At 44.7% G+C, this 26,954-nt stretch carries 30 protein-coding genes and 1 pseudogene; 6 read left to right on the top strand and 25 right to left on the bottom strand.

Annotated elements, in window-relative coordinates:
* Window positions 1-70 precede the first annotated feature (70 nt).
* The 18 genes from ACZ1GZ_RS05360 to ACZ1GZ_RS05275 all read right to left on the bottom strand — a co-directional run bounded on the left by ACZ1GZ_RS05360 (window position 71) and on the right by ACZ1GZ_RS05275 (window position 14,878).
* Window positions 71-1,051 (bottom strand): flagellin N-terminal helical domain-containing protein, encoded by a 981-nt coding sequence (locus ACZ1GZ_RS05360; protein ID WP_472667445.1) that lies wholly within the window; start codon window positions 1,049-1,051, stop codon window positions 71-73.
* Window positions 1,052-1,324: 273 nt separating this feature from the next.
* Window positions 1,325-2,293: a flagellin N-terminal helical domain-containing protein gene (locus tag ACZ1GZ_RS05355; protein WP_472667444.1), complete on the bottom strand. Its 969-nt coding sequence runs from the start codon at window positions 2,291-2,293 to the stop codon at window positions 1,325-1,327.
* A gap of 261 nt (window positions 2,294-2,554) precedes the next feature.
* On the bottom strand, window positions 2,555-3,532 hold the full coding sequence (locus tag ACZ1GZ_RS05350) for a flagellin N-terminal helical domain-containing protein (protein ID WP_472667443.1): 978 nt from the start codon (window positions 3,530-3,532) through the stop codon (window positions 2,555-2,557).
* A 341-nt stretch (window positions 3,533-3,873) separates the two neighbouring features.
* Window positions 3,874-4,854, bottom strand: a complete 981-nt coding sequence (locus ACZ1GZ_RS05345) for a flagellin N-terminal helical domain-containing protein (protein ID WP_472667442.1) — start codon at window positions 4,852-4,854, stop codon at window positions 3,874-3,876.
* A 296-nt stretch (window positions 4,855-5,150) separates the two neighbouring features.
* Window positions 5,151-5,888, bottom strand: a complete 738-nt coding sequence (fliP, locus tag ACZ1GZ_RS05340; protein ID WP_472667441.1) for a flagellar type III secretion system pore protein FliP — start codon at window positions 5,886-5,888, stop codon at window positions 5,151-5,153.
* Window positions 5,885-6,412 (bottom strand): flagellar basal body-associated FliL family protein, encoded by a 528-nt coding sequence (locus ACZ1GZ_RS05335; RefSeq protein ID WP_472667440.1) that lies wholly within the window; start codon window positions 6,410-6,412, stop codon window positions 5,885-5,887. The genes fliP and ACZ1GZ_RS05335 overlap by 4 nt, the downstream gene beginning before the upstream one ends.
* 12 nt (window positions 6,413-6,424) lie before the next feature.
* On the bottom strand, window positions 6,425-7,138 hold the full coding sequence (gene flgH, locus ACZ1GZ_RS05330) for a flagellar basal body L-ring protein FlgH (protein ID WP_472667439.1): 714 nt from the start codon (window positions 7,136-7,138) through the stop codon (window positions 6,425-6,427).
* Window positions 7,135-7,695, bottom strand: coding sequence for a MotE family protein (locus tag ACZ1GZ_RS05325; RefSeq protein WP_472667438.1), 561 nt, complete (start codon window positions 7,693-7,695; stop codon window positions 7,135-7,137). Before ACZ1GZ_RS05325 ends, flgH begins: the two co-directional genes overlap by 4 nt.
* Window positions 7,692-8,810, bottom strand: a complete 1,119-nt coding sequence (locus ACZ1GZ_RS05320; RefSeq protein WP_472667437.1) for a flagellar basal body P-ring protein FlgI — start codon at window positions 8,808-8,810, stop codon at window positions 7,692-7,694. Before ACZ1GZ_RS05320 ends, ACZ1GZ_RS05325 begins: the two co-directional genes overlap by 4 nt.
* The gene (gene flgA / locus ACZ1GZ_RS05315; RefSeq protein WP_472667436.1) at window positions 8,807-9,286 is read right to left on the bottom strand and encodes a flagellar basal body P-ring formation chaperone FlgA; all 480 of its coding nucleotides are present in this window, start codon (window positions 9,284-9,286) and stop codon (window positions 8,807-8,809) included. Before flgA ends, ACZ1GZ_RS05320 begins: the two co-directional genes overlap by 4 nt.
* 20 nt (window positions 9,287-9,306) lie before the next feature.
* Window positions 9,307-10,095: a flagellar basal-body rod protein FlgG gene (gene flgG, locus ACZ1GZ_RS05310; RefSeq protein WP_472667435.1), complete on the bottom strand. Its 789-nt coding sequence runs from the start codon at window positions 10,093-10,095 to the stop codon at window positions 9,307-9,309.
* 10 nt (window positions 10,096-10,105) lie between these two features.
* On the bottom strand, window positions 10,106-10,450 hold the full coding sequence (gene fliE, locus ACZ1GZ_RS05305) for a flagellar hook-basal body complex protein FliE (RefSeq protein ID WP_472667434.1): 345 nt from the start codon (window positions 10,448-10,450) through the stop codon (window positions 10,106-10,108).
* Between the two features lies 1 nt (window position 10,451).
* Window positions 10,452-10,868 (bottom strand): flagellar basal body rod protein FlgC, encoded by a 417-nt coding sequence (flgC, locus tag ACZ1GZ_RS05300; protein ID WP_472667433.1) that lies wholly within the window; start codon window positions 10,866-10,868, stop codon window positions 10,452-10,454.
* A gap of 2 nt (window positions 10,869-10,870) precedes the next feature.
* Window positions 10,871-11,248 carry a flagellar basal body rod protein FlgB gene (gene flgB, locus ACZ1GZ_RS05295; RefSeq protein ID WP_472667432.1) on the bottom strand — a complete coding sequence of 126 codons (378 nt, stop codon included), beginning with the start codon at window positions 11,246-11,248 and terminating at the stop codon, window positions 10,871-10,873.
* A 103-nt stretch (window positions 11,249-11,351) separates the two neighbouring features.
* On the bottom strand, window positions 11,352-11,927 hold the full coding sequence (locus ACZ1GZ_RS05290; RefSeq protein WP_472667431.1) for a flagellar protein: 576 nt from the start codon (window positions 11,925-11,927) through the stop codon (window positions 11,352-11,354).
* Window positions 11,927-13,303 carry a flagellar protein export ATPase FliI gene (fliI, locus tag ACZ1GZ_RS05285; protein ID WP_472667430.1) on the bottom strand — a complete coding sequence of 459 codons (1,377 nt, stop codon included), beginning with the start codon at window positions 13,301-13,303 and terminating at the stop codon, window positions 11,927-11,929. The genes ACZ1GZ_RS05290 and fliI overlap by 1 nt, the downstream gene beginning before the upstream one ends.
* Before the next feature lie 46 nt (window positions 13,304-13,349).
* Window positions 13,350-14,075 carry a flagellar basal-body rod protein FlgF gene (gene flgF, locus ACZ1GZ_RS05280; RefSeq protein WP_472667429.1) on the bottom strand — a complete coding sequence of 242 codons (726 nt, stop codon included), beginning with the start codon at window positions 14,073-14,075 and terminating at the stop codon, window positions 13,350-13,352.
* Entirely contained in the window at window positions 14,075-14,878 is an 804-nt protein-coding gene (locus tag ACZ1GZ_RS05275) for a DUF1217 domain-containing protein (protein ID WP_472667428.1), read from the bottom strand. The genes flgF and ACZ1GZ_RS05275 overlap by 1 nt, the downstream gene beginning before the upstream one ends.
* A gap of 190 nt (window positions 14,879-15,068) precedes the next feature.
* On the opposite strand from ACZ1GZ_RS05275, the gene motA reads away from it, so the two are divergent.
* From motA to ACZ1GZ_RS05245, 6 genes and pseudogenes are all read left to right on the top strand, one after another.
* On the top strand, window positions 15,069-15,935 hold the full coding sequence (motA, locus tag ACZ1GZ_RS05270; RefSeq protein WP_472667427.1) for a flagellar motor stator protein MotA: 867 nt from the start codon (window positions 15,069-15,071) through the stop codon (window positions 15,933-15,935).
* A 7-nt stretch (window positions 15,936-15,942) separates the two neighbouring features.
* Entirely contained in the window at window positions 15,943-16,971 is a 1,029-nt protein-coding gene (locus ACZ1GZ_RS05265) for a FliM/FliN family flagellar motor switch protein (RefSeq protein WP_472667426.1), read from the top strand.
* A gap of 88 nt (window positions 16,972-17,059) precedes the next feature.
* Window positions 17,060-17,788 carry a flagellar motor switch protein FliN gene (fliN, locus tag ACZ1GZ_RS05260; RefSeq protein WP_472667425.1) on the top strand — a complete coding sequence of 243 codons (729 nt, stop codon included), beginning with the start codon at window positions 17,060-17,062 and terminating at the stop codon, window positions 17,786-17,788.
* A gap of 70 nt (window positions 17,789-17,858) precedes the next feature.
* Window positions 17,859-18,827, top strand: a pseudogene (locus ACZ1GZ_RS05255) (flagellar motor switch protein FliG); the annotation flags it as partial.
* Window positions 18,828-18,874: 47 nt separating this feature from the next.
* Window positions 18,875-19,942 carry a flagellar biosynthesis protein FlhB gene (flhB, locus tag ACZ1GZ_RS05250; protein WP_472667424.1) on the top strand — a complete coding sequence of 356 codons (1,068 nt, stop codon included), beginning with the start codon at window positions 18,875-18,877 and terminating at the stop codon, window positions 19,940-19,942.
* 129 nt (window positions 19,943-20,071) lie between these two features.
* Window positions 20,072-20,527 (top strand): hypothetical protein, encoded by a 456-nt coding sequence (locus tag ACZ1GZ_RS05245; protein ID WP_472667423.1) that lies wholly within the window; start codon window positions 20,072-20,074, stop codon window positions 20,525-20,527.
* Window positions 20,528-20,532: 5 nt separating this feature from the next.
* On the opposite strand, the gene ACZ1GZ_RS05240 is transcribed toward ACZ1GZ_RS05245, so the two are convergent.
* The 7 genes from ACZ1GZ_RS05240 to ACZ1GZ_RS05210 all read right to left on the bottom strand — a co-directional run bounded on the left by ACZ1GZ_RS05240 (window position 20,533) and on the right by ACZ1GZ_RS05210 (window position 26,954).
* Window positions 20,533-21,276, bottom strand: a complete 744-nt coding sequence (locus tag ACZ1GZ_RS05240; protein ID WP_472667422.1) for a response regulator transcription factor — start codon at window positions 21,274-21,276, stop codon at window positions 20,533-20,535.
* 19 nt (window positions 21,277-21,295) lie between these two features.
* Complete coding sequence (locus tag ACZ1GZ_RS05235; protein WP_472667421.1) at window positions 21,296-21,997, bottom strand: helix-turn-helix transcriptional regulator; 702 nt, start codon at window positions 21,995-21,997, stop codon at window positions 21,296-21,298.
* 620 nt (window positions 21,998-22,617) lie between these two features.
* On the bottom strand, window positions 22,618-24,363 hold the full coding sequence (gene fliF, locus ACZ1GZ_RS05230; protein ID WP_472667420.1) for a flagellar basal-body MS-ring/collar protein FliF: 1,746 nt from the start codon (window positions 24,361-24,363) through the stop codon (window positions 22,618-22,620).
* A 161-nt stretch (window positions 24,364-24,524) separates the two neighbouring features.
* A complete protein-coding gene (locus ACZ1GZ_RS05225; RefSeq protein WP_472667419.1) occupies window positions 24,525-24,917 on the bottom strand; it encodes a hypothetical protein in 393 nt (130 codons plus the stop codon).
* A 37-nt stretch (window positions 24,918-24,954) separates the two neighbouring features.
* The gene (locus ACZ1GZ_RS05220) at window positions 24,955-25,509 is read right to left on the bottom strand and encodes a chemotaxis protein CheD (RefSeq protein ID WP_472667418.1); all 555 of its coding nucleotides are present in this window, start codon (window positions 25,507-25,509) and stop codon (window positions 24,955-24,957) included.
* Between the two features lie 3 nt (window positions 25,510-25,512).
* Entirely contained in the window at window positions 25,513-25,899 is a 387-nt protein-coding gene (locus ACZ1GZ_RS05215) for a response regulator (RefSeq protein WP_472667417.1), read from the bottom strand.
* Window positions 25,899-26,954 (bottom strand): protein-glutamate methylesterase/protein-glutamine glutaminase, encoded by a 1,056-nt coding sequence (locus ACZ1GZ_RS05210; RefSeq protein ID WP_472667416.1) that lies wholly within the window; start codon window positions 26,952-26,954, stop codon window positions 25,899-25,901. The genes ACZ1GZ_RS05215 and ACZ1GZ_RS05210 overlap by 1 nt, the downstream gene beginning before the upstream one ends.

Below are 26,954 nucleotides of genomic sequence, written 5' to 3'. Positions count from 1 at the left end.
AAATATAAACCTGACGCGATTGAGTATTTTAAATATAAAGAAGAAAAAACTCTTCTTATTGTTCGATGAATTATCTGAACAATGACATGATATTTTGCGATGAAGAGTTCGCAATTGATAGTGCCTGCACCCCAAGCTGTTGCTGGGTCTGTAGCGCTTTTAATCGCGTCGATTCTTCATTCATATCTGCATCGACCAATCGCCCAACACCTTTATCAATGGAATCCATGAGCTGTCCAACAAAGCTTTCTTGCATCTCAATTCGGCTGTTAACCGCACCGAGGTTGGAAGCTGCATCTGTCATTTTTGAATAGATGTGATCTACAACTGAGATCATTTCATCAATGTTTGCATCAGATGTTGTTGCTGTTAGTTGAATTGTTTGACCAACCGCAGACGTTGCAGGCGTGCCAGAAGCTTCAATTAGCTGCCAGCTCTCAGCGGCTGTACCAGTAGCACCTGATGGTGATGCACCAACATAAGCAGCTGTTAAGATACCATTTGTCTCATTGTTGTTATCGATGAGGATCGTACCACCAGTACCTGTTACATTAACTGACAATTTAGTTAGTGAAACTGTACCATCTGCTGCACGGTTAAAACTACCAACAATTTCTTTGTCTGATGGTGTATCACCCTGCTCATTCTGCAACCAGTTCTCACCAGAGAATGATGCAGATTCTGCGATACTTACAAGCTGGTTTTTAAGCTCTGTGAGTTCGCTGTTGATCTTTGTTTTATCAACACCAGGCTCACGCGCTGCAACCAATTTTGCTTTAATTTCTGATACAACTTCCATTGAAGAATTCATACCAGTATATGCTGTATCAACTTTTGCAGCACCCAAACCAAGCGCGTCTTGAACTGTGCCAAGCGCCTTGTTGTCAGAACGCATTGTTGTTGCGATTGACCAGTAAGCTGAGTTGTCTTTAGCAGTTTCTACACGATAACCGGATGAAATACGTGATTGTGTTGTTTCAAGATCCATATTGATGGATCGCATTGTCTGCAGCGCAGCAAGCGCCGCATTATTTGTCATAATACTAGTCATTAAGTGCCCCTTTTTGACCAAATACTGAGGGACATACCGGACTCAAACACCGGTAATAACAGGACAGCTTCATGCATACTTATCCGATCCCTATAAGGGATAAGTCTGTTATTACTTAGCGATTATTAAAACATGATATGGTTACCAATTACTTAAGTTAACCATACCATCTAAGTTATTGTTAATTATAAATAAATCGCGCCAGATTTTGGTCTGACGCGATTGAGTATTTTAGATATAAAGAAGAAAAAATTCTTCTTATTGTTCGATGAATTATCTGAACAATGACATGATGTTTTGCGAAGAAGAGTTCGCAATTGATAGTGCTTGAACACCCAATTGTTGCTGGGTCTGTAGCGCTTTTAATCGCGTCGATTCTTCATTCATATCTGCATCGACCAATCGCCCAACACCTTTATCAATGGAATCCATGAGCTTTCCAACAAAACTCTCTTGCATCTCAATTCGACTGTTAACCGCACCGAGGTTGGAAGCTGCATCTGTCATCTTTGAATAGATGTGATCAACAACTGAAATCATTTGATCAATATCTGCATCAGATGTTGTTGCTGTTAGCGAGATAACTGTGGCCGCTGCTGGCGTTGATGAACTTACATCAATCAATGTCCAGTCAGTTGCTGTTGCACCTGTTGGTGTCGAAGAAGGAGAAGTTCCATTATATCCAGCTGTCAAGATACCGCGTGTTGCGTTATCTTTATCAATAAGAATTGAACCTGTTACATCTACAGTTAGTTTCGTTAGCGATACCGTACCATCTGCTGCACGGTTGAAACTACCGACGATCTCTTTGTCTGTAGCACCACCAACGTCTGTATTCTGCAACCAGTTTTCACCTGAGAATGATGCAGATTCTGAAATACTTACAAGCTGGTTTTTAAGCTCTGTGAGTTCGCTGTTGATCTTTGTTTTATCAACACCAGGCTCACGCGCTGCAACCAATTTTGCTTTAATTTCTGATACAACTTCCATTGAAGAATTCATACCAGTATATGCTGTATCAACTTTCGCAGCACCCAGACCCAGCGCGTCTTGGACTGTGCCAAGCGCCTTGTTGTCAGAACGCATTGTTGTTGCGATTGACCAGTAAGCTGAGTTGTCTTTAGCTGTTTCAACCCGATAGCCGGATGAAATACGTGATTGCGTTGTTTCAAGATCCATGTTGATGGATCGCATTGTCTGCAGCGCAGCAAGCGCCGCATTATTTGTCATAATACTAGTCATTAAGTGCCCCTTTTTGACCAAAAACTGAGGGACATACCGGACTCAAACACCGGTAATAACAGGACAGCTTCATGCATACTTATTCGATCCCTATAAAGAATAAGTCTGTTATTACTTGGTTTGCATTACACACTTTTATAGTTACCAAAGCTTTAACTGTGCAAAAATTTTGTAACTTGTCTTCAAAAAACAAAAAGCCGCAACTCATCTTGTTGCGGCTTTAAGTTGTCTTACTGTGGATTAATCCACTTAAACTCTTACTTATCTGAAGAGTGAAATCACGTTCTGTGAAGAAGAGTTCGCGATTGAAAGTGCCTGAATACCAAGCTGTTGCTGGGTTTGTAGCGCTTTAAGGCGTGTTGATTCTTCGTTCATATCCGCATCAACCAAACGGCCAACACCTTTATCGATGGAATCCATCAAGTTACCCACGAAATCGTTCTGCATTTCAATACGACTGTTGACTGCACCAAGGCTTGATGCCGCATCTGTCATTTTTGAATAGATGTGATCCACAACTGAAATCATCTCTTCAATGTCAACATCAGATGTTGTTGCTGTTAATCCAATCACAGATGCTGTTACTGTTGTACCTGTTGATGAATCGATTAGTTTCCAGTCAGCTGCTGCAGTACCTGCGGCTGTCGCATCTGGATTAGAACCAAGATAACCTGCAGTTAGAATACCATTTGCAGCCTGCTCTTTATCGATCAAGATTGTACCACCGTCACCGGTTACGTTCACATCCAATTTAGTTAGTGAAACTGTACCATCTGCTGCACGGTTAAAGCTACCAACGATCTGTTTATCAGTCGCAGTTGTTCCTTCTTCATTCTGCAACCAGTTCTCACCTGAGAATGAAGCAGATTCTGCAATACTTGCAAGTTGCTCTTTAAGAGCTGTCATCTCAGTGTTAATCTTTGTCTTATCAACACCTGGCTCACGAGCCGCAACAAGCTTAGATTTGATCTCAGAAACCACTTCCATGGCAGAGTTCATACCTGTGTAAGCTGTATCAACTTTCGCAGCACCAAGACCCAAAGCGTCTTGTACTGTTGAAAGCGCTTTGTTGTCAGAACGCATTGTTGTCGCGATTGACCAGTAAGCTGAGTTGTCTTTAGCTGATTCAACTTTATAACCAGATGAAATACGAGACTGTGTCTCTTCAAGGTTAGAGTTGATGCTTCTTAGTGTGGCCAGCGCTGCTGATGCCGAATTGTTTGTCATAATACTTGTCATAAGAGTGTCCCTTACAATACTCGTTACAAAAAAGAGGGACATACCGGACTAAATACCGGTAAAGTCGGAAAGGCATCATGCCGCTTGGAGCTGAAAAAACTCAAAACCAAGCCCGTCTTGCGCCTTTCAAATTGCACTCAGACCTTTACAAAAACCTTAATTTTCAGGGTCAAACGGCGATTGCGACCAAACATCTGCAAACACGGTTAACAATATGATTCCAACCATTCCGGAGCCGAATCTAAAGGTGATGCACACATAACAAAAGCCGCACCAAACATGTTGGCACGGCTTAATTTTTTCGATTTACCACCTCTTAATGGAGAGGTGTTCTATCGTACTTATCTAAAGAGCGAAATCACGTTCTGTGAAGAAGAGTTCGCAATTGATAGAGCTTGAATACCAAGCTGTTGCTGTGTCTGCAGTGCTTTTAATCGCGTCGATTCTTCATTCATATCAGCATCGACTAATCGACCGACACCTTTATCGATGGAATCCATCAAGTTGCCCACGAAGTCGTTCTGCATTTCAATACGACTGTTCACCGCACCAAGGCTTGATGCCGCATCTGTCATTTTTGAATAGATGTGATCCACAACTGAAATCATTTCTTCAATATCTGCATCAGATGTTGTTGCTGTCAACTCGATTGTTGCACCAACGGCTGAAGTTGCTGGTGTGCCTGAAGCTTCGATAAGCTGCCAGCTTTCACCTGCAGTACCAACCGCACCTGATGGTGAAGCACCAAGGTAACCAGCTGTTAGGATACCATTTGTTTCGTTGTTGTTGTCGATCAAAATTGTACCGCCAGTACCTGTGACGTTCACATCCAATTTAGTTAGTGAAACTGTACCATCTGCTGCACGGTTAAAGCTACCAACGATCTGTTTGTCACTCGCTGTATTGCCTTGCTCGTTCTGCAACCAGTTCTCACCTGAGAATGATGCAGATTCTGCAATGCTCTGAAGCTGTTCTTTAAGAGCAGTCATCTCTGTATTGATCTTTGTTTTATCAACACCTGGCTCACGAGCTGCAACCAACTTTGCTTTAATCTCTGATACAACTTCCATGGCAGAGTTCATACCAGTATATGCTGTATCAACTTTCGCAGCACCAAGACCCAAAGCGTCTTGTACTGTTGAAAGTGCTTTGTTGTCAGAACGCATTGTTGTCGCGATTGACCAGTAAGCTGAGTTGTCTTTAGCTGATTCAACTTTATAACCAGATGAAATACGAGACTGTGTCTCTTCAAGGTTAGAGTTGATGCTGCGTAGTGTGGCCAGCGCTGCTGATGCCGAATTGTTTGTCATAATACTTGTCATAAGAGTGTCCCTTACAATACTCGTTACAAAAAAGAGGGACATACCGGACTAAATACCGGTAAAGTCGGAAAGGCATCATGCCGCCTGGATTGTCATACACACAAACCAAGCCCGTCTTGCGCTTTTCAAACTGCCTTCAGATCTTTACGAAAGTCTTAATTTGCACCGACAAATGCGGCTTGAAACGGATACTTCTAGAATTAGAGTTAACAATATGACTCCAAGCATTACGGATCCGAATCTATCCTTATTGGGAGAGGTAAATTTTGTTCATTTTTGATACAAAATCGCAAAAATTAGACGAAAGATCGCACTAAACTGCCTACAAGTAGGTTCCAGCCATCGATTAACACAAAGAATAAAATCTTAAATGGAAGTGAAATAGCGGTTGGGGGCAGCATCATCATACCCATTGCCATTGTGATGGTCGCAACCACCAGATCAATGACCAAAAATGGCAATACGACGAGAAAACCAATCTCAAAACCGCGCCGTATTTCTGAAATCATAAATGCTGGCACCAGCACCCGCATATCAATCTTATCATCCGTTTGAAAGCTCTGCCCTTGTTCGCGAGCTAAATCAATAAACAGATCAATATCTTTTGGTCTCGTATTGGCGAGCATAAAATCGCGAAACGGCTCGGATATCAATTCAATAGCTTGCTCTTCATTGATCTGATTTTCAATTAATGGGTTGATCCCCTCATCCCAGGCACGATCGAAAGTTGGGGCCATAACATAAAACGTCATGAACATAGCCAATGATATTAATATCATATTTGCCGGTGCGGATGGCAGGCCAAGGCCAGTTCTTAATATTGAAAAGGCAATGATGAAACGAGGGAAACTCGTAATCATAATCAAAATGCCAGGGGCCAGAGATAGAACTGTTAAAAGTCCAAATGTTCGAACAATCCAGCTCGCAACAGAGCCTTCCAAAGGTGTTTGGAAAATACCCGGATCTACCGCTTGGGCACTCGCTGAAGTTACCAAAGCCATCATGGCTAGGATAACGAGTAGAAATCGAATCATTCGATTACAAAAGTCCTTATCAAAATATTTTCAACATTTCCTTTTGATCTGAGAATTGCACGTTCTTTTAAATCATCGCGTACATATCTAAATCCTCGAGCACCTTGCACTTGTTGCAATGAGAGTGTTCGCAGATACCCTACCATATCTTGGTGGACAAGTTCGACCATTTCGATGTTTGGTTCACCTTTAACCACAAGAGATACCTCTAATCGCACCCAACTTTCAGCTGGAAACGACAAATTTGTGGTAATTGGCTGTAATCTGATGAGGTTTGGACTTTCTTCGCCGGCAACGGGCACCTCTTCCTCTTCATCTGATTTGGGTTGAGCCTTGGCTTCCTCTTCCTCAGCTTTTGCCTGTAAATCAATCGCCGCGGGTGCCAACATGCCGCCAATCACCCAGCCGCCACCAGCTGCAATAACTGACGCAATCGCGACGCCTGCAATGGTTACAACTAAGCTGGATTTTTTCTTACCCTCTTCACCTTCACCACCTTCGTCGGCATCCATGAGCTCTTCCATCGTCAGGATCCTTTAAAACGGTGTTACGACATCGACAACTTGTTGGCCGATAGGTGGTTGTTGAACTTCGGTTAAGCGTCCACGTCCGCCATAAGAAATGCGGGCTTCAGCAATTTTCTCGTAAGCGATCATGTTATCAGGATCGATATCTTTGGGTCTTACAATACCGGCCACATTTAAGATACGAAGTTCAAAGTTTACACGAACCTCTTGCGAGCCGCTGATAATCAGATTTCCGTTATCCATAATGCCTGTGACAATTGCAGCAACACGAATATTTAGCTGTTCAGCGCGTTTTGTTGAACCGTCACCCGTGCTCGAAGCATTTGAGTCATAAGTGAGGTCTGAAGTCCCTGCGGAAATGCGTCCCAAGAGTGTGCTAACACCGCCACCTGCATTAAATCCGCTTGAATTTTTGCGCGAACGCTCAGATTCATTTTCAAAGGATGCTTTATCATTAATGGAAATGTTCACCGTTAAGATATCACCGACAGACATGGCGCGCGTATCTTGAAACAGTGCACTTTTGTGATCACTCCATAGCGAGAATTGGCTGACGCGTTTTTTCGGTTGCGTCGGATAAGCCATAACTTGCGAGGCATTTGAATATTTCATACCTGTGCCGACTGGAGACATTTCTGGCTCCCTACCCAATTCGCGGAGTTTTTGTCCACCGCAGGCGCTGAGCAAAAGAGCAACACCAATCATACTTAAACTTAGCTTCATGATTGTGTCTCTTCCAATTCGCGATCTGTTGTGCTGGCAATAATCGTTGCAAGCTTTGCGGCAACTTTCGCATCCATTTCATTGAAAATTTGACTGGAAAGGCGCGGACTTAACTTCATAATAATTGCAGCAGCAATATTTTTTTCAATGATCTCGAGCTGACTTGCAGCTGCATCTGGTTTCATCTTTTTGAAGATCTCAACCAATCCAGCTTCAGCTGTTGCAAGAAAATCATTCCGCTTATCCAGCCAGTTTTTATAATCATCGCGGTGCATTTTTAACTGCTCAATCCGCTCATCAACCTGGGCCTGAAGCTTAAACAGCTCCTCGCGTTGCAAAAGGTAACGTTTATCGCGTGCTGCATCGGCGATATTGCCACAGAACTTTCGGATGTCTTCATTGACATCAATGCTTGATGTACCATCGGTCGACATTGTTTTTGCCGTTTGCGCGTATGAACCGATAATAGGATGGGAGCTTGAAACAATAACTGCCAATGCCGAAATTTTCACAAATGCAGTAAAGTTGTTGCGGGTTACGAAAGACAAGATTTTCATTGTAGTATAAGCTCCGCTTGCAGCGCTCCGGCTGATTTCATTCCTTGTAAGATAGCGATCACGCCATCTGGCTTGACACCAATTGTATTTAGTCCAGCAACCAAAGTGCGCAGATCAGGACCTGCTAGAATAGCAACTTGCCCCTCTTCTACACCTGCTGTTATGTCGGTTAGCGGTTCAAACTCTGTCACACCTTTAGAAAACGGAAGCGGCTGGATAACCGTTGGCGTTTCTGTAACTTGCACCGTGAGCGCACCGTGGCTAACCGCAACTTTTGCAATCTTCACGTGGTGACCAATTACAATTGTTCCGGTCTTTTCATTGATAACAACACGTGCTGGCATGTCTGTTTGGACAGCTAGGCTTTCGAGCTCTGCCATGAGCCGCGCCAAGTCAGTATTGGCAGGCTTAAGAACATCAATCGCACCTGAGTCTCGCGCTGTTGCAATTGCTTGTCCAAATCTGGTTAAAGCATATTCATTGATTGTGTCAGCGACACCAACTGCAGTGGTAAAATCAGGATTTCGAAGCTGGAACACCAAACCGTTTGTAGATTTAAATTTGGCTGGGATTTCGCGTTCTATGATCGCACCGCCGGGTAAACGACCCGATGTTGTGATGCCTGTTTGCAAGGTTGCGGCATCGCCTTCAGCGTTGAAACCAGAGACAACAACTGAGCCTTGCGCAACTGCGTAAATTTCGCCATCGGCACCTGCCAGAGATGTCATCACAAGTGTGCCACCGCGCAAGGAGCTTGCGTCGCCCAATGAAGAGACTGTTGTATCAATTCGGGATCCCATTGTCGCAAACGGTGGCAAGGTGGCTGTGACCAACACGGCCGCGATGTTCTGAGATCTGGTGCGACCACCTTCTGTTGCAATGCCCAAATTTTGTAGCATCGCTCTTAGTGATGCTTCCGTATAAGGAGAATTTCGAAGACTGTCGCCTGTCCCCTGCAAACCAACGACTAGCCCGTATCCAATCAGCTGATTATCTCGTCCGGATTGAAGCGAGGCTATGTCTTTTAAACGTGCTGTTGGGCCGTTAGCGAGCGCCGGAAAAGATATACTTATTAAAACTAGGAGTGACAGAACGAGCTGAATTAAACGTTTCATTGTGTAATTACCCGCAAGGTTCCATCCTGCATCACTGTACCTGAAATGATGACGCCAGAATCTAGATTACGTGCTTTGATAAGTTCACCCAGGCCACCATTTTGAAGCGCGACACCTTGTGCGGTGATTACCATAGAGTTATTCGAGAAAATCATGGAAATATTTTTTCCACGTTCTACGACATATGCTTCACGAAGCGCACTTACAGGTATTGTGCGACCAGGAAGAAGAGTTTTCTTCGTTACAAACCCCTCAACTTGCTCAAGCACCTTGGCATAACCTGGTCTGAGATTTGGGTTTACAACATCAACTTCCTTAATCATGTCGAAGGTGATTTTTTGGCCGGGATATATAATCTGATGTGGCACAACAGCGGTAGGCTGCGCGTGAGCTGAAAGGTTAGAGATTAAGATTATCGCAAAACCAAATACCAGCAGTGCAATCGCACTAAAAAATTTATTCAAGTCAAACTTCATGTTTGCCTCCTATGGCCTCACTACCTCAGTGATTGTGTCACAGTGCTCGCCATTTCATCGGCTGCTTTGATTACTTTTGAATTCATTTCATATGCGCGTTGGGCAGAAATCATATCTGTGATCTCTTTGATCGGATCCACGTTTGAGGCTTCAAGATAACCTTGCTGGATATGCGCAAAACCCGCATCATCAGGTGTTCCTAAAGATGGCCCACCAGATGCTTCTGTTTCACGAAATAGATTATCACCTAAAGGTTCTAGTCCGGCTTCATTGATAAAGTTCGCCAACGTGATCTGACCAACTTCAGTTAATTCCACATCTGTTCCGATACGAGCGAAGACTTGACCTGATCGCGAAATGATAACTTCAGATGTATTGTCCGGGAACGTAATGCCGCCTTCAAGTTCATAACCATCAATGTTGACCATTAGGCCGTCGGCATTTGTGTTGAACGTACCAGCACGAGAATAAAGCGTTTCGCCTTGCGGGGTTTCAATCTGGAACCACCCACGGCCAATCAGAGCTAAATCAAGTTTGTTTGATGTTTGAGCCAGGCTACCTTGGATGTGCAGGTTTCGAACAGCTGATGTTTGGACACCCAAACCAATATGCGCGCCTTCTGGAACAATCGCTTGGTTTGCACTATTTGGAACACCTTGGCTGCGTTCTACCTGATATAAAAGATCAGAAAATTCAGCTCGGGAACGCTTAAAACCCGTTGTATTGATGTTAGCAATGTTATTTGCGATCACTTCTAAATTTGTTTGTTGCGCATTCATACCTGTTGCGGCAATTGACAAAGCCTTCATAACATTACTCCTAAATTTGCATTCTCGAAACTTCGAGATATGCAGTTACAATTTTATCGCGGATCGCGATTGCTGTGTTTAATGACTGCTCTGCGGTCATGAGAGCATCAACCACTTCTCGCGTATTTGCTTCACCTTGAACGGCTTTCATTGAAACGTATTCAGCCTGATTAAGCCGGCCCACAACGCCACTTGCCATGCCTGATAAAACTTCGCCAAAGCCAGGGCCCTGCACATCTTCAACTGGACGAAACCCTGCCGCGGCTGATGCAGTGCTCAAGCTTGCTAATTCGGTCTGCGCTGTCGCGTTGGGAGATGTATTAATGGCTGAAAGTGTTTGAGAAATAATATCCATCTTAAGTGTTCCTCAAAAGTCCAAGTGTGAGGGAAACAAGCTCTCGCGTTTGTTTGATCGTCTGTAAATTTGCTTCATATGAGCGGTTGGTTTCGCGCATATCTGCAAGCTCAATCAACGGATTGACGTTTGGCATTTTTACCATGCCTTTTTCATTTGCTGCCGGGTGGCTTGGGTCAAAGTTCACTGTAAAATCTGAGTTATCAACTCCCAAACGCTGAACTTTTACACGCGAAGCGCCCGTTGCATTATCAAGATAAGACGCAAAGGAAACTGTTTTCCTGCGGTAGGGATCAGCACCTGGTACATCGCCTGTGGATTGTGCATTAGCTAGGTTTTCAGAGACTATTCGCAACCGGGTTTCCTGAGCGTGCAAACCACTTGCTGCAATTTTGGATGATAAGCTTAAAGGATCCATACTTATTTCCTAACCGTTGCCATAATCATGCGATTAACAGTCTTGACGATGCTCGTATTGATTTCATATTCGCGTTTGATGCCACTGCCTTTTGAAACCTCATTGGCCAAATTGACTGTATTGCCAGACGGATGAACAGCGATCCCATTAATTTCATTACTTCGAATTGAAGCACTCAGTTTTGCGTCGGAGAAATGTCGGCTATGGGTTGCCGCCATTTTGGTTCCGGTTGCTTCCATCACTGCTTTAAAGGGCTCAACATCTTTGGCCGCATATCCAGGCGTATTCACATTCGCAATATTACCAGCCACAACAGTGTGGCGAACTGTCAGCCATTCTGCCTGCTGAGATGCGAGTTTAAATAATTGGATTGGTTGCATCAGATTATCCCATTTATCTTCCCGTTAAGGATATGGTAATAATCTTGCGTGGGACTTACCGATTTGGTCAACTTGATGCGTTTAACCCACGCAAACTTCGTGTTTAGTTTTCGACAACATCGCCATTTGATGTCACCAAAGCCCAGCCGTTGCCGCGTTCTTCCAGTGCCGCTAGCGTGCTGTTATCTGGTAAAACAGAACCGACTTTGACCATGTACATACCAGATGCATCTTCAATGAGCGCGCGCTCATTTGCTACATGTAATAGCTTAAATCTTGGCTGCCCGGGAAACGCTTGCGAACCGTCTCCTCCGGCACCGCCATCTTCCGGAATAGATGCGGTCGTAATGTCATCGGGCAACAAATCTTCATCTAATGCGTCAGGATCTCGTTTTGGAATGGCAGATGGAGACACATTAACAATTGTTCTCCCTTCCCAGTCCGGCAATTCGCGATCCTTGGTATATGCCATTCTCTTTACGCTGAAATCTTCCTGGTGCAGGAATACATACCATGGAAGAAAGGCCGCAGAACCTGCAAGGCAAACGCCCACTACGGCAAATAGAAAGTCAAAATTGATCCGTTCTCGTTTAACTTTTTTAACGACTTTTTCGTTTTCTAGCGCCTCTTGAACGACTTCATCCATCTCATCTTCGAAGTCATCATAAAACTCTGACATTAACCTGGTCTCCTGGCCTGATTATCTGGCATATTTGCCATGGCTGCAGCCTTCATCGCTTCCGCTAACTCACCAAAAGAGTCACTGCTTGGTGGGTCGGACGGTGTTTGGCGCAAATTTTCATATATAACGGGAACTTGTGTGACGGCCATATCCAAATCGGCGTCAGTGCCAGGGCGATAGCCACCAATAAGCCTTAAATCCCGTGTTTCTTCATATTTATGAATGAGTGCTTTAATCCTGTTGACCAGCATTTCCTCATCGCCTTTCCAGGCTTTTCTTGCCAATCTCGATATCGAACTTAATGGATCAACAGGTGGATACCGGCCTTCATCGGCCAGCGCTCTATCCAGCACCAGATGGCCGTCTAAAATTCCACGCGCATTATCGGCAATTGGATCATTGTGATTATCGCCGTCAATCAATATTGATACCAATGCGGTAATAGAACCCGATGCCTCACCACCTGGACCGGCGCGCTCTAACAGCCGCGGCATTGCGGTAAAGACCGATGCTGGGTATCCACGCGCGACCGGTGGTTCACCAGACGCCACACCAATTTCGCGCAATGCATGCGCATAGCGTGTTAAACTATCAACGATCAACAGAACGTTTTCACCTTTATCGCGGAAACTTTCAGCAATTGCCATTGCCGTTAAAGGAGCCATTTTGCGAAGGATTGGGCTTTCATCACTTGTTGCAACCACAACAATTGATTTTGCCATATTCTCGCCCATGGTTTCTTCAATAAATTCACGCACTTCACGGCCCCGTTCACCGACGAGAGCGATGACAGCACGATCAAAGTCAGCCGTTTTTGCAAACATGGAAAGCATGGTAGATTTACCAACGCCAGAACCTGCAAAAATCCCCATGCGCTGGCCTTGGCAAATTGGAGCAAACACATCAACCACCCGAATGCCTGTGTGAATAGCGCTGCTAATGCGAGATCTTGTCATGGAAGCAGGAGCTGAAGCCTGCAGCGGCATTTCTTTAATGCCTGATGCGAGCGCTGGGCCGCCATCGATGGGTTCTGCAAGTGCATTAATAGTACGGCCACACCAAGAAGCATCGGGTCTTATTTTAAAGCTGCCTCGTTTGAAAACCTGATCACCGATATGAGCTGGGTTTTCCGAATGTAGCGGACAGACGATAATTTCATCAGGTCCCACATGAACCACTTCTCCCGGATGCATTTCCCCATGTCTCGATAGTTCAACAAAGTCGCCCAATCCCACATGACGTGAGAGCCCAACAACTGAATATGCACCCGCTGAAATTGATTTTACCTTACCGCCAACGCGCAGAAGATTTTCTGGCGCCTTAAAGTAACGGACAGCATTTTCAATATTGGTAAGTGTTTGCGGGCTATTCATAAAAGATACTCAATTGTTAAAACTGGGTTTTGTCACCGACATCATCTTATCGACCGCCGCCAAGTGTTTGGATTGCTTCACGATATGTTTTATCGCTATCGCGCACCAATGCAGTGATGTTTTCAAATGCGCGCGAGACCTGAATAAGCTGGCTCATTTCAGTCACCGCGTTGACATTTGAATCTTCTAAATAACCTTGGTGGATGCCGATGTCCTGGCGATCGACCACAGGTTCAGGTGCATTTCTGGAGATGATACCTAATTCATTGACACGCTGATAACCTGCGGATAAGTCCGCTGTATAGAGCCCGATATTTGCGACAACGATGCCATCTTGCATCAATGCACCATCTCGCGCAGCAACCGGAATACCCGCTTCTGGATCAAGCTGGATAGGTGCGCCGCCTGCATCTAAAACCTTAAACCCATTGATGGTTTGTAACTCTCCATCCTGGGTCATGGTAAAGCGACCATCACGTGTTAGCATTTCGCCCGCAGGGCCATCAACCATTAGCCAACCATCTCCTTTTACTGCAAAATCGAATGGGTTATCGGTTGGTTTGAACTCGCCATTATGGGTCGCTAGATAGTCATTACCTTGATTTACGTAGGATGTTTTAACTTGATTTGTCCCGTCCAAAACTTCGCTAAACTTAATTTCCGTTGCGCGAAATCCGGTCGTATTTGAGTTCGCAAGGTTTCCCGCAATCGTGTCTAGTCGACGCTCAAGTGCAAGCTGCGATGAAATTGAAACATAAAGAGCTGTCTGCATCAGCGGCCGCCTAACTTGAGATTATTGAGCGAATATAAAAGGTCGGCTGAAATGCTGCCGCCGGTGCTCGATGATAGAAAATCAGCAGCCGATGTTGCTCCGCCCGTTGGATTTTCTACTTCCCATAAATTGGTAAAGCGCTCCATAAATTTTTCCATGCCTTCCGGCTCCCGAAGGTCATCAAAATCAAGTTTTTCAATGATGTTTTCAGCTTGAATATCAATGTCAGCTGTTGCGGTTTCAGCTGGAATGCTGAGCGCCGTGCGGACAACATCTGCTAGTGCATTGTCACCCAAAATAGAAAAGGCGATCGCGGTGTTTGAAGTTTGCTCATCCAAGATTTCCGGCATTTTGCGCTCGAAATATAGCGCCAACCGAACCCCTTGATTATCTTCACCAGCTTCTTCTTCCAAAGTTTGTTGAAGATATTTATCAACCGTTCCCTGTTGAGCTGCGGTAAACACAGTTGCATTATCGCCATGGGTTGCAAAATCAAATGCTTCTGCAAATTGCTTATATCTTGGATCGGTGAATTTGTTTGCGAGCGCTTCTTCGTCATCGGTGCCGCCCTCAAGCACTTTTCGCATCAGGCCCTTTGCATAAGTCATTTCCTCAAGGCCGTGTGCTCTCATGGCATAGCTGAACAAGCGATCATCTTGAAGAAATTCTTCAATCGTGCTGACCTTGCTAATATTCTCCAGATAATAATCTGTATCTCTGGACACCACATTATCTTCTGCAACGCGCTGCAGGGAGCTTTGCATGTCTCGCGCAATCAATCGATAATCAGAAAAAGTTGTCATAAGGGCCCTTCTCTCACCTGCTGCATAGGCAATGAACAAATGCCATCGCAGTTCGCATTTGCGTTATAAATTAGGTGAAAAGTCTTGCGCGAAACTGTTGGTTGTCCTGTGCGATTAATTGGATGGAATAAGCCTCACGCAAGGAAACACACATAATCATGGATAAGCAATTTTTACTTGGAAGCTTGGCATGAATATTATTATCGGATTCGTTGTTACCATCGGCTGTGTTCTTGGCGGATATATGGCTATGGGCGGCAAACTTGGGGTGCTTAACCAACCGTTCGAGCTGGTGATCATCGGCGGCGCAGGGATTGGTGGCTTCATAATGGCCAATCCTACAAAAATCATCAAAGATGCCGGTAAGGTTGTTGGTGAGGCCTTCAAATATGATGTACCGAAAGAGCGCCATTATCTCGATACGCTTGGACTTCTGTATCAACTCATGCGTGATCTTCGCACAAAGTCTCGTAACGAGATCGAAGCTCATGTTGATAATCCTGAAGAATCAGAGATTTTTCTTGCAGCTCCAACCGTTCTTGCCAACAAAGAGCTTTCTTCTTTTATCTGCGACTACATCCGTTTGATCATTATCGGAAATGCCAGACCGCACGAGATTGAAGCTTTGATGGACGAAGAAATCCACACGCTTTCTCATGATAAACTCCATTCTCACCATTCGCTTGTAACCATGGGTGACGCTTTTCCGGCGATCGGGATTGTGGCCGCGGTTTTGGGTATTATTAAAGCGATGGGCGCGATTAACGAACCACCGGATGTTCTAGGTGGTTTGATCGCGGCTGCGCTTGTGGGTACTTTCCTTGGAATTTTCTTATCATATTGTGTGATGCAACCACTTAATCACCAGGTTGAGATTGTACGCACAAAGCAGCTACGCCTCTTTACGGTGGTTAAACAGACTTTGCTTGCATATATGAATGGTTCGGTGCCACAAGTTGCACTTGAACATGGTCGTAAAACCATCTCGTCTTATGAGCGTCCATCTATCGATGCTGTCGAGCAAGAGATGATGAACCCTGGCGGCGGTGGCGCTTAGATAGATCATGGCTGATACCGAAACAACTGAAGCAGAAATTAAAGCCGATGATGTCGCATCCACCGATGCTGAAATCGATGATGCAGGACATGAAGAAGCTGCATCTGATGGTGCAGCGATAGATGAAGTTCAGTTTGATCCCAAGCTGCTGTCATTGATGGTTGGTGAGCTTGGTAGCCCACAGATTATCGAAGAAAAATGCCATCAAATTGCGTTGTCTTTAGCGCAAGTATTTATGGTTTTATTTAAAGATAATAATAGCTTACCTATAGAGGCAACAGCTGGTAACATCACACAAGGCACGCGCACTGAGCTTTTGAAAGCTATCGAGGGTGATTTTTGTTTCACAGAAGCTAAGATTGAAACCTGGTCAGATGATATTGCACTTTATTGCAATAATGATCTGATAATCTCAATTGTTGAATGTATGCTTGGTGGCGATGATCCAGAAAATATCGAAGCGGTATCGCGTTCGTTATCAACGCTCGAGATTGACTTGTCCGCAGTGTTTTTTGAAACGCTGAATGAGGCATTAAAAGCGACAATCACGCGAAACCCAATATTGGAGCAGAGCGTTGACAAACCAACGCAAAATCTACCCGATCCGGAAGCAGAAACTTATAAAGAATATCATGCGGCTTCATTTTCACTAGACTTGAAATTTGGACAATTGGAAACATCTGCTACCGTGATTGTTCCGCAATCCAAAATCATTAAAACCGACATTGACGCAGTTACCAACCGCCGCCGCAAGGCTGAAAAAAAGACGGAATGGGCTGAGAAGTTATCCAAACAAGTTTATAGCTCTGACATCATGTTGCAGGCCAATATTGGTTTAGAGCGATTAAAACTTGATGAGGTAAGCCGATTGCAGGTTGGCGATGTATTGCGCTTTGGCGAAGAAGGTGAACCGACCGTTGTTTTACAGGCAAACGGACGTGAATTGTATAATTGCGCACTAGGGAAATCAGGCAATAAATACATGGTTCGTGTTGAAAGCCCGTTCGGCGATGAAGACTGGAAAGATGGCATCTAGCCCACATCCGATCTATTTTTTTAAAAATTACCCGTCAATTTTTCCATTTGGAAAGGCCCCGACAAGCTTCAGCTGACATAAATTGGGTATGAGTACGGAAAACGCACCAGAAAACGAAACAGAAGCGAACGCTGATAATCCAGATGAGCTGGACGGCGCTATCGACGGTCTTCGGGATGTGTTGCAACAAGACGCGGAGGGCTTGGATTTGTCAAGCGCAGGAGCGGGTGACGGCGCCCTAGATATTGGTTCAGATTTTGGCGGCGACATCGGTGGTGATTTAGACGCAGGTGGTGATCTAGGCGGAGATCTGGGTTCTGATTTCGGTGGTGACTTTGATGCAGCACCAGATATGGGTTCCGATTTTGGCAGTGATTTAGGTGGCGATCTAGGTAGTGACTTAGGCTCTGACTTTGGCGGCGGCGATACACTTGGTTCCGACTTTGGCGCAGGTGGTGATTTAGGTTCTGATTTCGGCGGTGGAAGCCTGGAAAGCGCAGACCCTGGTGTTAGTGACTTCGGTAGCGGTTCTTCAGTAACCGGGGCAACTGGCAGTAATTCCCGCGCGGACCTGGTCATGGATATCCCAATTGACGTGCAAGTTGTTTTGGGCACAAGCCGGATGCAAGTTTCTGAATTAATGGATTTAAACGAAGGCGCAACGATTGGGCTACAGCGCAAAATCGGCGAACCTGTCGAGATCATGGTCAATGGTAAATTGATTGGTCGCGGCGAAATAACAGTTTTGGAAAATGACGACACGCGTTTTGGTGTTAAGATGATAGAAGTCATCGGCACTAAAGCCACAACAGGATAAGTATCGTGGATATTTATGACGATTTTGAGCATGATGCTCAAACGGGAAGTTCGAAAGAACTCTCTCCCCTGAGAAAGCCGCTGCTGTGCTTTTAGCGATGGGAAAACCTGTAGCAGGTAAATTGCTTAAATTCTTTGAGCAGGGCGAATTACAAGTCATTATTGATAAAGCGCAGAAACTGCGTCCTATTCCTCCGCAAGAGTTGGAAGAGCTCGTCACCGAGTTTGAGGAATTGTTCAGTGAAGGTACTGGCCTTATGGACAATGCCAAAGTGATGGAAAGTATTCTTGAAGAAGGTTTGACACCCGATGAAGTCGATGGACTTTTAGGTCGCCAAACAGAATTCCAAGCCATTACGCAAACGATTTGGGATGAGCTGAATGAAGCTGACCCGGACCGAGTTTACAAGTTCTTGGAAAACGAACACCCGCAGACATCTGCATATATCTTATCTATGCTGCCATCTTCATTTGCTGGCAAAACTTTGATGAAAATGCCGGAAGAGAAGCGTGTTGATATTGTTCATCGTGCTGTGAATATGAAAGACATCAACCCGCGTGTTGCTGAAATTATTGAGGGCAAAGTTCGCGAGCTTGTTGATGAAATCAACGCTGAGAAAAACGCAACTGGTTCGGTCAAAGTAGCTGACATCATGAACGAGTTGGACAAACCCGTTGTTGAATCATTATTGGGCGCATTAGAGAGCCGCAGCGCTGATACTGCAAATAAAGTTAAACCACGGATCTTCCTGTTTGATGATCTATTACTCATGTCTCAGCAATCACGCGTTACTTTATTTAATGACATTAATGGAGATGTTATCACGCTCGCATTGCGTGGCACATCGCCAGAGATGCAGGAAGCTGTGCTTTCAGCAATTGGCGCACGTCAACGCCGAATGATCGAGTCAGAACTTGGGAACGGGGATTTGGGTAAACCTGCAGAAGTTGCAGTTGCGCGCCGCTCGATCACGCAAGAAGCTATTCGTTTAGCTGGTGAAGACAAATTACGACTTCGGGAAGACAAACAAGCCGCCTAGTGTTAGTGTAATCTAACGATTCGTAATCATGCGATAAGGTTGGTCCCATGTCCGGTGATGAAGACAAAGACTCCAAAACCGAAGACCCCACCGAGAAAAAGATCCGCGATGCCTTTGACAAGGGTAACGTCCCGTTTGCCAGGGAAGTTCCAGCCTTTGCATCTGTACTAGGTGCTCTGTTATTTGTTGTGTTTTTCCTTCCCTCTAGCGTCGGTCGCGTGACATATGGATTAAAGGGAATTTTTGAAAAGCCCGAAGACTGGCGCATTATCACAGGTGAAGATGCGCTTGCCATTTTTAAACATTTATTTTGGGAAGCAAGCATCATTCTTTTGCCGGCCTTTGCAATTTTGATGACGTTTGGTCTTGCTGCTTCAATTTTTCAAAACATTCCACGCCCCGTACTTGATCGCGTTCAACCCAAATGGAACAGGTTATCCATTCCAGCAGGATTTGGGCGTATTTTCGGTAAAAAAGGCATGGTTGAATTTGCAAAAAACCTGGCCAAAGTTATGGTGATCTCGCTAATTATCGCGCTTGTTATGCGCAGTGATTTCATGGATATTTTGCAAATCATGTATGTGGATCCGGGTGCGATCACGCAAATTATTTCTGAGCATACAATCACGATTTTTATCATCGTTTTATTATCAACTGCTGTTCTGGCAATCATCGATATATTTGCAACGCGTCATTTTTGGTATGAAGACTTGCGGATGACCAAGCAGGAAATCAAGGATGAAATGAAACAATCCGATGGTGATCCGATGGTCAAAGCGCGTCAAAGATCTTTAGCGCGAGATCGCGCGCGCAAACGGATGATGGCGGATGTACCGCGTGCTACTTTGGTTGTGGCAAACCCGACCCACTATGCAGTTGCTTTAAGATATGACGCTGAAGAAACCGGCGCACCTATTGTTGTAGCCATGGGTCAAGACCTGATCGCGCTGCGCATAAGAGAAATTGCAGAAGAACATGAAATTCCTGTTTTTGAAGACCCACCACTTGCACGCTCAATGTTTGCGCAAGTCTCGCTTGGTACTTTAATTCCATCGGAGTTTTATCAGGCAGTCGCCGAACTAATTCATCGAATATATGATCAATCGCGCCGTTAGCGACCATGATTCCGGTCGTATTTTAGAGCGAAATGTAATGTTTAACCCACAAGGTTTGACTGTAAGGCTGATTGCTTTTGCCGTTTAACATCTCGTGGCTTCCTTGTTGAAAGAAGTATGTATCCAGTTATGAAGAAAACACCACACAGTCATGAACATGAAAAAATTGTTGCTCAAGCACTTGCACCAGTTGCTCGTGAATTAAGATTGATCGATATCGCAGACCTCATTGCGATGCTAAAATATGAACGTCATGCAAGTTTATCTGAATTGGTAACTTCAGCTGCTGAACTCTATTTTCTTCCGGAAACAGTGAAGTTGGGATCCGGTGGCGACTATGTCGTTGACTGGGATTATAATCCAAAAATTGTACTCGACCTCGAAATCCACCCCAATTTGGTGACAGTGTTTGTGCGGCTGACTCTTGAAAAAGACTATTGCGGCATTGAAATCAGTCACATTGAATTTCAGGAGAGCTTTATGGATTTAGAAGAAAGCGCTACTTTCCTGAGGCAAAGCTTGGAGAATGCTGCATTCTCCATGCATAAAATGCCAGAAATCCCAGAGGCTTATCGCGCTGTTTAATCCGCTTAGGTGATTAGACCAAGGCGTATTGCTTTTGCAATCGCTTGAATTCGGTTAACGCTGTCGAGTTTTGTTGTCGCAGAACTTAAATGGGCGTTGACCGTATGCACTGATAAATTCAACATCTCTGAAATTTCATCACTGGTCAAACCATTCCCAGCATGTTGCAAACATTCTGTCTCACGAACGTTGATTGAGACAGAATCAGTGCGAGCCAACATCTCTATTTTCAAAAGTTCTCGTAAAATGACAAAGACTTTGCGGTGAATATCAATCAGCATTTCGCGTGTAATCTTGATCGATGGTGAAAAATAAATCGCCATACCCGATTGTTTTCCGCCTAAGTGAACTGGAAATGCCAGTCCATTTATTGGCGCGCCATGCGCATCAATTTGCTTAGCTGGCCCCTTGCTCGTAATAAATTCCGCCGCCTGGTCATCTGCGGTCCAATAAACTGGGTTTGATGATTTGTTGATCTGAGCGGAAAGCGCGGAGCCCATGCATTCGATAACAGCATTTGCATTCTCATCACGTTCAAAACTTGAATTGCTCATAATCACTTTAAGTGGCGCAACATCATTAATCGCACGGCTGTTGACGACGATTGCAAAGCCAGCAGCATCAATTCTTTTTTGAAGTTCGACAGCTTTCGGGAAAAAATCGGCCTTGGATTTGTTGACATTTAAATTGCCCCCAATTTCCCAATGTGTTGCTGAATCAGCGGACCATGTCGTTTCCAAATCTTTCATCAGCTATGCTCCCAGAACCCTAAATCAATTGCCCACGCACAGCCTCTGCCACAGCCTCTGCGCGCGACTTCGTCGCGGTTTTGTTCATAATACTTGTTATGTAGTTATTGACCGTATTTCGCGAGATTCCAATAATGAGTGCGATTTCATCACTGGTTTTACCTTTCGCAATCCAAGACAGGCATTCCATCTCACGATCTGTGAGTTCTGCCTGATTGGTTTCAGCCGACCCAGAAACTACGAATTCTGAAATATGGTAAGAGCATGCAAGTGCTGCGTCACGTAGACGTTCTTGGGCGATTGATGTACCTGGTGCGAACAAGAACAAAATAATGAATTTTTGATCACCACAAGTTAGCGGTAATATACAAATCTGTTTGGCAAACTGTTTTGGAATTCTAAACTGTTCGCTTGCATCGAAAAAGCTCGGTTCAAATGCAGATTGTGGTGGAAGGTTTTCTATGAAATCGGATCTCTCGGATACGATGGCTTGGCCCAAATTCTTTGCTAAATCATATGGCCAATTGGAGCTAATAACAAAATTCTCAGATCCGTCGTCGCGCAGAAGCAAATAGGCGCTGCTGCTGATAAATTTACACGCAATATCGAGCCCGTCACTGATATGGTCTGAAGATGCACTGTTACAAATTTGCTCGAAAAAATCCCCGCGGGTCATCACTTCCACACCCAATTCATCAATGGTGGTCGTGTTCTCAAGCATCACAATTCACAGCTGCCCTTCGATTTTATGTTATTTAATGTCTGCCACATGACAAAATAACCATCCCCTAATTTACAGCTTAGTCACCCAGTGCTGTAATTTCGATTAAATAGTTCCCTTCCTATTACATCGCCGCCAACGGACCTACTCATTCGATAAGTATCACCAATAGAATTACTAAAATCTATAGGTATCTTTGAGTACTTTACAAATCAGATTTAAATAATAACACGATTTGAATCATTATCTAGATGATATAACTAATAAATCATTCAATTTGGTTTTATTTTTTATAAAATTACATGTAGATAAAATTTCATTTCAAGAAAAATGCAGATCGATTGAATATGAGAGCAGATCTATAAAAATTCACAAAAAAATCAAAATAGCGATGAATTATTTTTTCTTATTTTTCATAAACAGAGCAAAAAACGCGCTGAATATTCCAAAATAGATCTAAATATGAAATGAGATTTAGTCAATTAATACTAATGATTTAGTATTAAGCCGAATCACTTCAACTACAAAAGCCGCAAATCTACTGATAAGAGACTGCTACATTAGTTGTTGTATTTTGAATTTAAAACTTTTAATTGATTTTGATGACGTGAAATCTGCTACTATGCGGCATCACCTACAGCCCATTTGCGCAGTACTTTTGCAGCCCGTTCTTCACTGATTTCCACCATGGATGAAAGTCTCTTCTCAGGACCACCTTTAACGCGGCCAGTGAAACTCATACCCTCTTCAATGACAACGCCATCACCGCTGCCACCATCTTCGCCACCACCAAATTCAGCATCAGCGTCAAAGCCAAAGTCAGCGCCAAAGCCTTCCATGGATGCAGGACCACCTGGCATACCATCCATACCGCCAGCACCAGGAGAGAAGTCAGGCAATTCCAAACCATCGATATCATCAAGGCCCGCAATTGCATCGCCACCACCTGCTGCCGCGGCACCAGATGATGCACCACCACTTAAGATTGGGCGGAAACCGAACCAAACCAAAAGGAAGGCCACAGCTACAAATGCAATCGCATTGATGATGGTTCCCAATTGAGCCATCAACACTTCCATAAAGCCGCCGGTGGTTATTGAGTCGGCCAACATTTCAGTTGCAAGGAATTCCATAGTCGTCAGTTTGATTGCGTCTCCGCGCTCCGTATCCAAACCTGCTGCTGTTGCAATGACCTGCTGCAACTCAGCCAAATAATCATCAATTTGTTCCTGGGTCGCTTCAGCGCCCAACATTTCTTTTACCCGTGCATCGTTCACGACAACTGCAATTGAAAGCTTTTGAACATCATAACTATTGCGGACAGTTTGAGTTACCTTTGAGTTGATCTCATAATTGGTTTGCTCTTCTTTACGCTCTGCCAATTCGCTAGACGATGGTGAATTACCGCCCGCTTCCGGTGTTTGATCAGGTATATTCTGTTCAACGGTTGCCGGTGCATCTGATGTTGTAGAATTTGATGTTTGGTTCTCACGTGTCACACGTGTCGATCTTTCAACACGTGATTCAGGATCAAAAACTGTTTCCTGAATCTGCTGGGTATCAGTGTTGACCTTCGCCATTACACTTGAGCGGAAATTATCAATCCCAAGAAATGGCGAAAGTGCTTTATCAATATTGTTTTCAACTTCGTTCTGGATGATTTGAACAATCGACATTGAGCGATTAAGGGTGCTGTTGGAAAAATCATCACCTGACGCCAACAATTTGCCGGTGGAATCTAACACCGTCACTTCATCTACCGTTAGACCGGGCACTGATGATGCAACAAGATGTCTGATTGAATCTGCGGAACGACGAGCAACCGCATTCCCGGTTTTGACCATTACGGAAGCAGATGGTTTTTGCTCGCCACTGCGAAAGTTACCGGTGTCAGCCATTACAATGTGAACACGGGCGGCGTTAATGCCGTTAATTTTCTGAATGGTTCGCGCAATCTCACCTTCAAGTGCGCGTACGCGGGTGACTTCCTGCATAAAGCTTGTAAGGCCTAATGATCCCACTTCATCGAAAAGTTCATATCCTGCACTTGAACTATTTGGTAGCCCGCGTTCGGCGAGAATAGCGCGTGCTTGCAATGCGGTACCAGCTGCAACTTTAATGCTCGAACCGTCTGAACCGACTTCATAATCGATGCGAGCTTCTGATAATGCGATGCCGATGGAATTAATATCGTCGCTTGTAAGCCCTATATAGAGAGATTCAGCAGCGGGTTTGTTTAAAAACAGTCCTGCTGCGATAATAAGAATTACCGCGAAAGCACCGATACCGCCTAATGCAGCTAAGCGCCCTTGTCCAAGTTCAGATAGGTTATTACCAATCTGTGATAATTGATTGACCAGATTCATTCCACAACCACTAAAGAGATCACAACGAACCCCAAGTTAGTTGCTGAAACTTGCGTGAGTATGGCGCTTTGACGATCTATAGCCGCCGAGCAGACAATATAGATCTATAATCTTGTGTGATTTTGCAGCCAAATGGCTGCAATTAAACAGGAAAATGGTTTCTAAAAGAAATCGAGATCACCTGACGCTTTTTCATACGTATCGGCAGAAACCACTGTTTGCGTGTTCGAGGATAGTCGCTTTTTCAAATCAGACAACGTGATCAAATTTAGCGCTGTATTGATATCGACAAGATTATCGATACTGACGTCATTTGAAACTGCATCCACAAAATCTGCCAATCCGCGTGCCTTTTGCACTGCCAAATCGATACCTTGAAGAAGTTTCATATGTTCCATTGCATCAACGGAGCTCGCAACCTTTTCACATTCAAGCATCGGTTCAAGCCGTTCAATCAATACAGCAACATCCTGCATCTCTGCGCCGACCCGGGACAGTATTTCTGTCAGCGGTTCATGAAATTCACCGCTATTTTTTTCTAAAGCATTTGACATATACGCGTCCTCTACAAACTAGTACTCAAAATTTCGATCAAAAGAATTCAATATCATCCTTAGGTGCAGCAACCGGAGCAGCCCTTGGAATTGGTTTACGCTCACGTGCAACTGCGCGTTCAGCTTCGTTACCATTAAGGATACATTGACGTGCACGGCCACTTACTGGCCAATATTCCAACTTGCGTCCGTGATCACCGCCGACATTTGTTCCCACAATCATGATGCCTTCGTCTTCAAGAAAGGACTTGGCAAAGATTGCATTTTTCTCACCGACGTTAGAAAGACCGGGTATAGTCTTGCCACCACCGATTATCTTAGCTTCAATACGATCACGGCTTGCACCTTTTTTCAAAAGTCCATTGATCAACAACTCCATAAGGTGCACACCATAGCGTGCGACTTCGCCGCCGCCTGTTTGCCCACCATCACCGGGAAGAAGGAAATGATTCATCCCGCCAACACCGGCAACAGGATCACGCATGCAAGCAGCAACACATGAACCCAAGATAGTAGACAAAACTACTTCTGGATCGTCAGTGACCTGATACTCGCCTTGAATGACGTGAACTCGTTTACCCCGCGCGTCCATTCTCTAAAGCGCTCCAAACACTGCTTCGATAGCAGCCTTCATTTTTTCAATTGTAAATGGCTTGGCCAAAACATTGTTCGCCCCAAGCGCTGCAGCTTTTTTAACAAGCTCGCGATCACCTTGCGCTGTCAGCATAATAAATGCTGCGCGCTGCGTGGCAGGGTTTTTACGAACACCTTCCAAGAAGCCTAGGCCATCCATATTCGGCATGTTGAAATCAGAAATAACCAAATGATGTGGTTGAGTTTGCATGATTTTCAAACCTTGTGCCCCATCGGCTGCGACCGTGATATTTTTGAAACCAAGCGATTGCAACGCTTCTCCCAAAAGTAGACGGCTGGTTACCTGATCATCGACGATCAGTACTTTTATTTTTTGTGCAATAGACATTAGGCTACCCTGTCCCTTCTAACTGCAGTTAACTTATATATTTGATCTGTGATTTCTCCGATTGGATGCTGCGTTTCCACCGCCCCAATCTCGAACGCTACTTTCGGCATTCCATAAACGACACAAGATTTTTCATCTTGGCCAATTGTGCGAGCACCAGCCTCGCGCATTTCTAATAGCCCGCTAGCACCATCTCGGCCCATGCCGGTTAAAATTACACCAACCGCGTTCTTTCTTGCGATTTTCGCAACGGATCTGAACAAAACATCTACAGATGGACAATGTCCGGAGACCGGATCACCTTCCATAAGGCTAATGCGCGGCGCTGTTTGATTAACAACTTCCATCTGGCGTGTGCCACCCGGGGCAAGTAAAACCTTACCAACTTCAAGACGATCACCATCTTCCGCCTCTTTCACAACAGGTGCTGAAAGACGATCTAATCTTGCGGCAAAGCTACCAGTAAACGCTGGGGGCATATGTTGTGTGATGACCGTTGGCGGGCAATTTGCAGGGAATTTTGAAATCACCTGAATAAGCGCTTCAACACCACCGGTTGAAGAACCAATTGAAATAATCTTCCGTGCAGGGATGTAATTTTCATATCCCGGCTGCTTAGCTGGCTGACTTGGTTGAGATGCTGGGCTAGCATAAGAAGTTCGCTTCGAACGTCCCGCAGCTTTTACCACATCAGCAAGTCCCTTAAATGGGGTACTATCACCTGGGCTTGGTTTACCAATGCAATCAAATGCACCAATCTCAAGCGCAGATAATGTCGCTTGTGCACCACGATGTGTCAGCGTTGAAACCATAATAACTGGCATCGGGCGCAGGGTCATGATCTTTTCCAAGAACTCAAGGCCATTCATGTTCGGCATTTCGATATCAAGTGTGACCACATCTGGGTTTAACGACTTGATCGCGCCGCGCGCTTCCATTGCGTCACCAGCTTCACCGACAACTTGAATTTCAGGATCAGCGCTTAACACTGCCCGTAAAAGACCGCGCATTGTAGGTGAATCGTCTACCACAAGGACTTTAACTTTATTGAGCAT

This window comes from Lentilitoribacter sp. JB5-8 (assembly GCF_055693385.1).
This window is presented reverse-complemented; position numbering and strand designations above follow the sequence as displayed.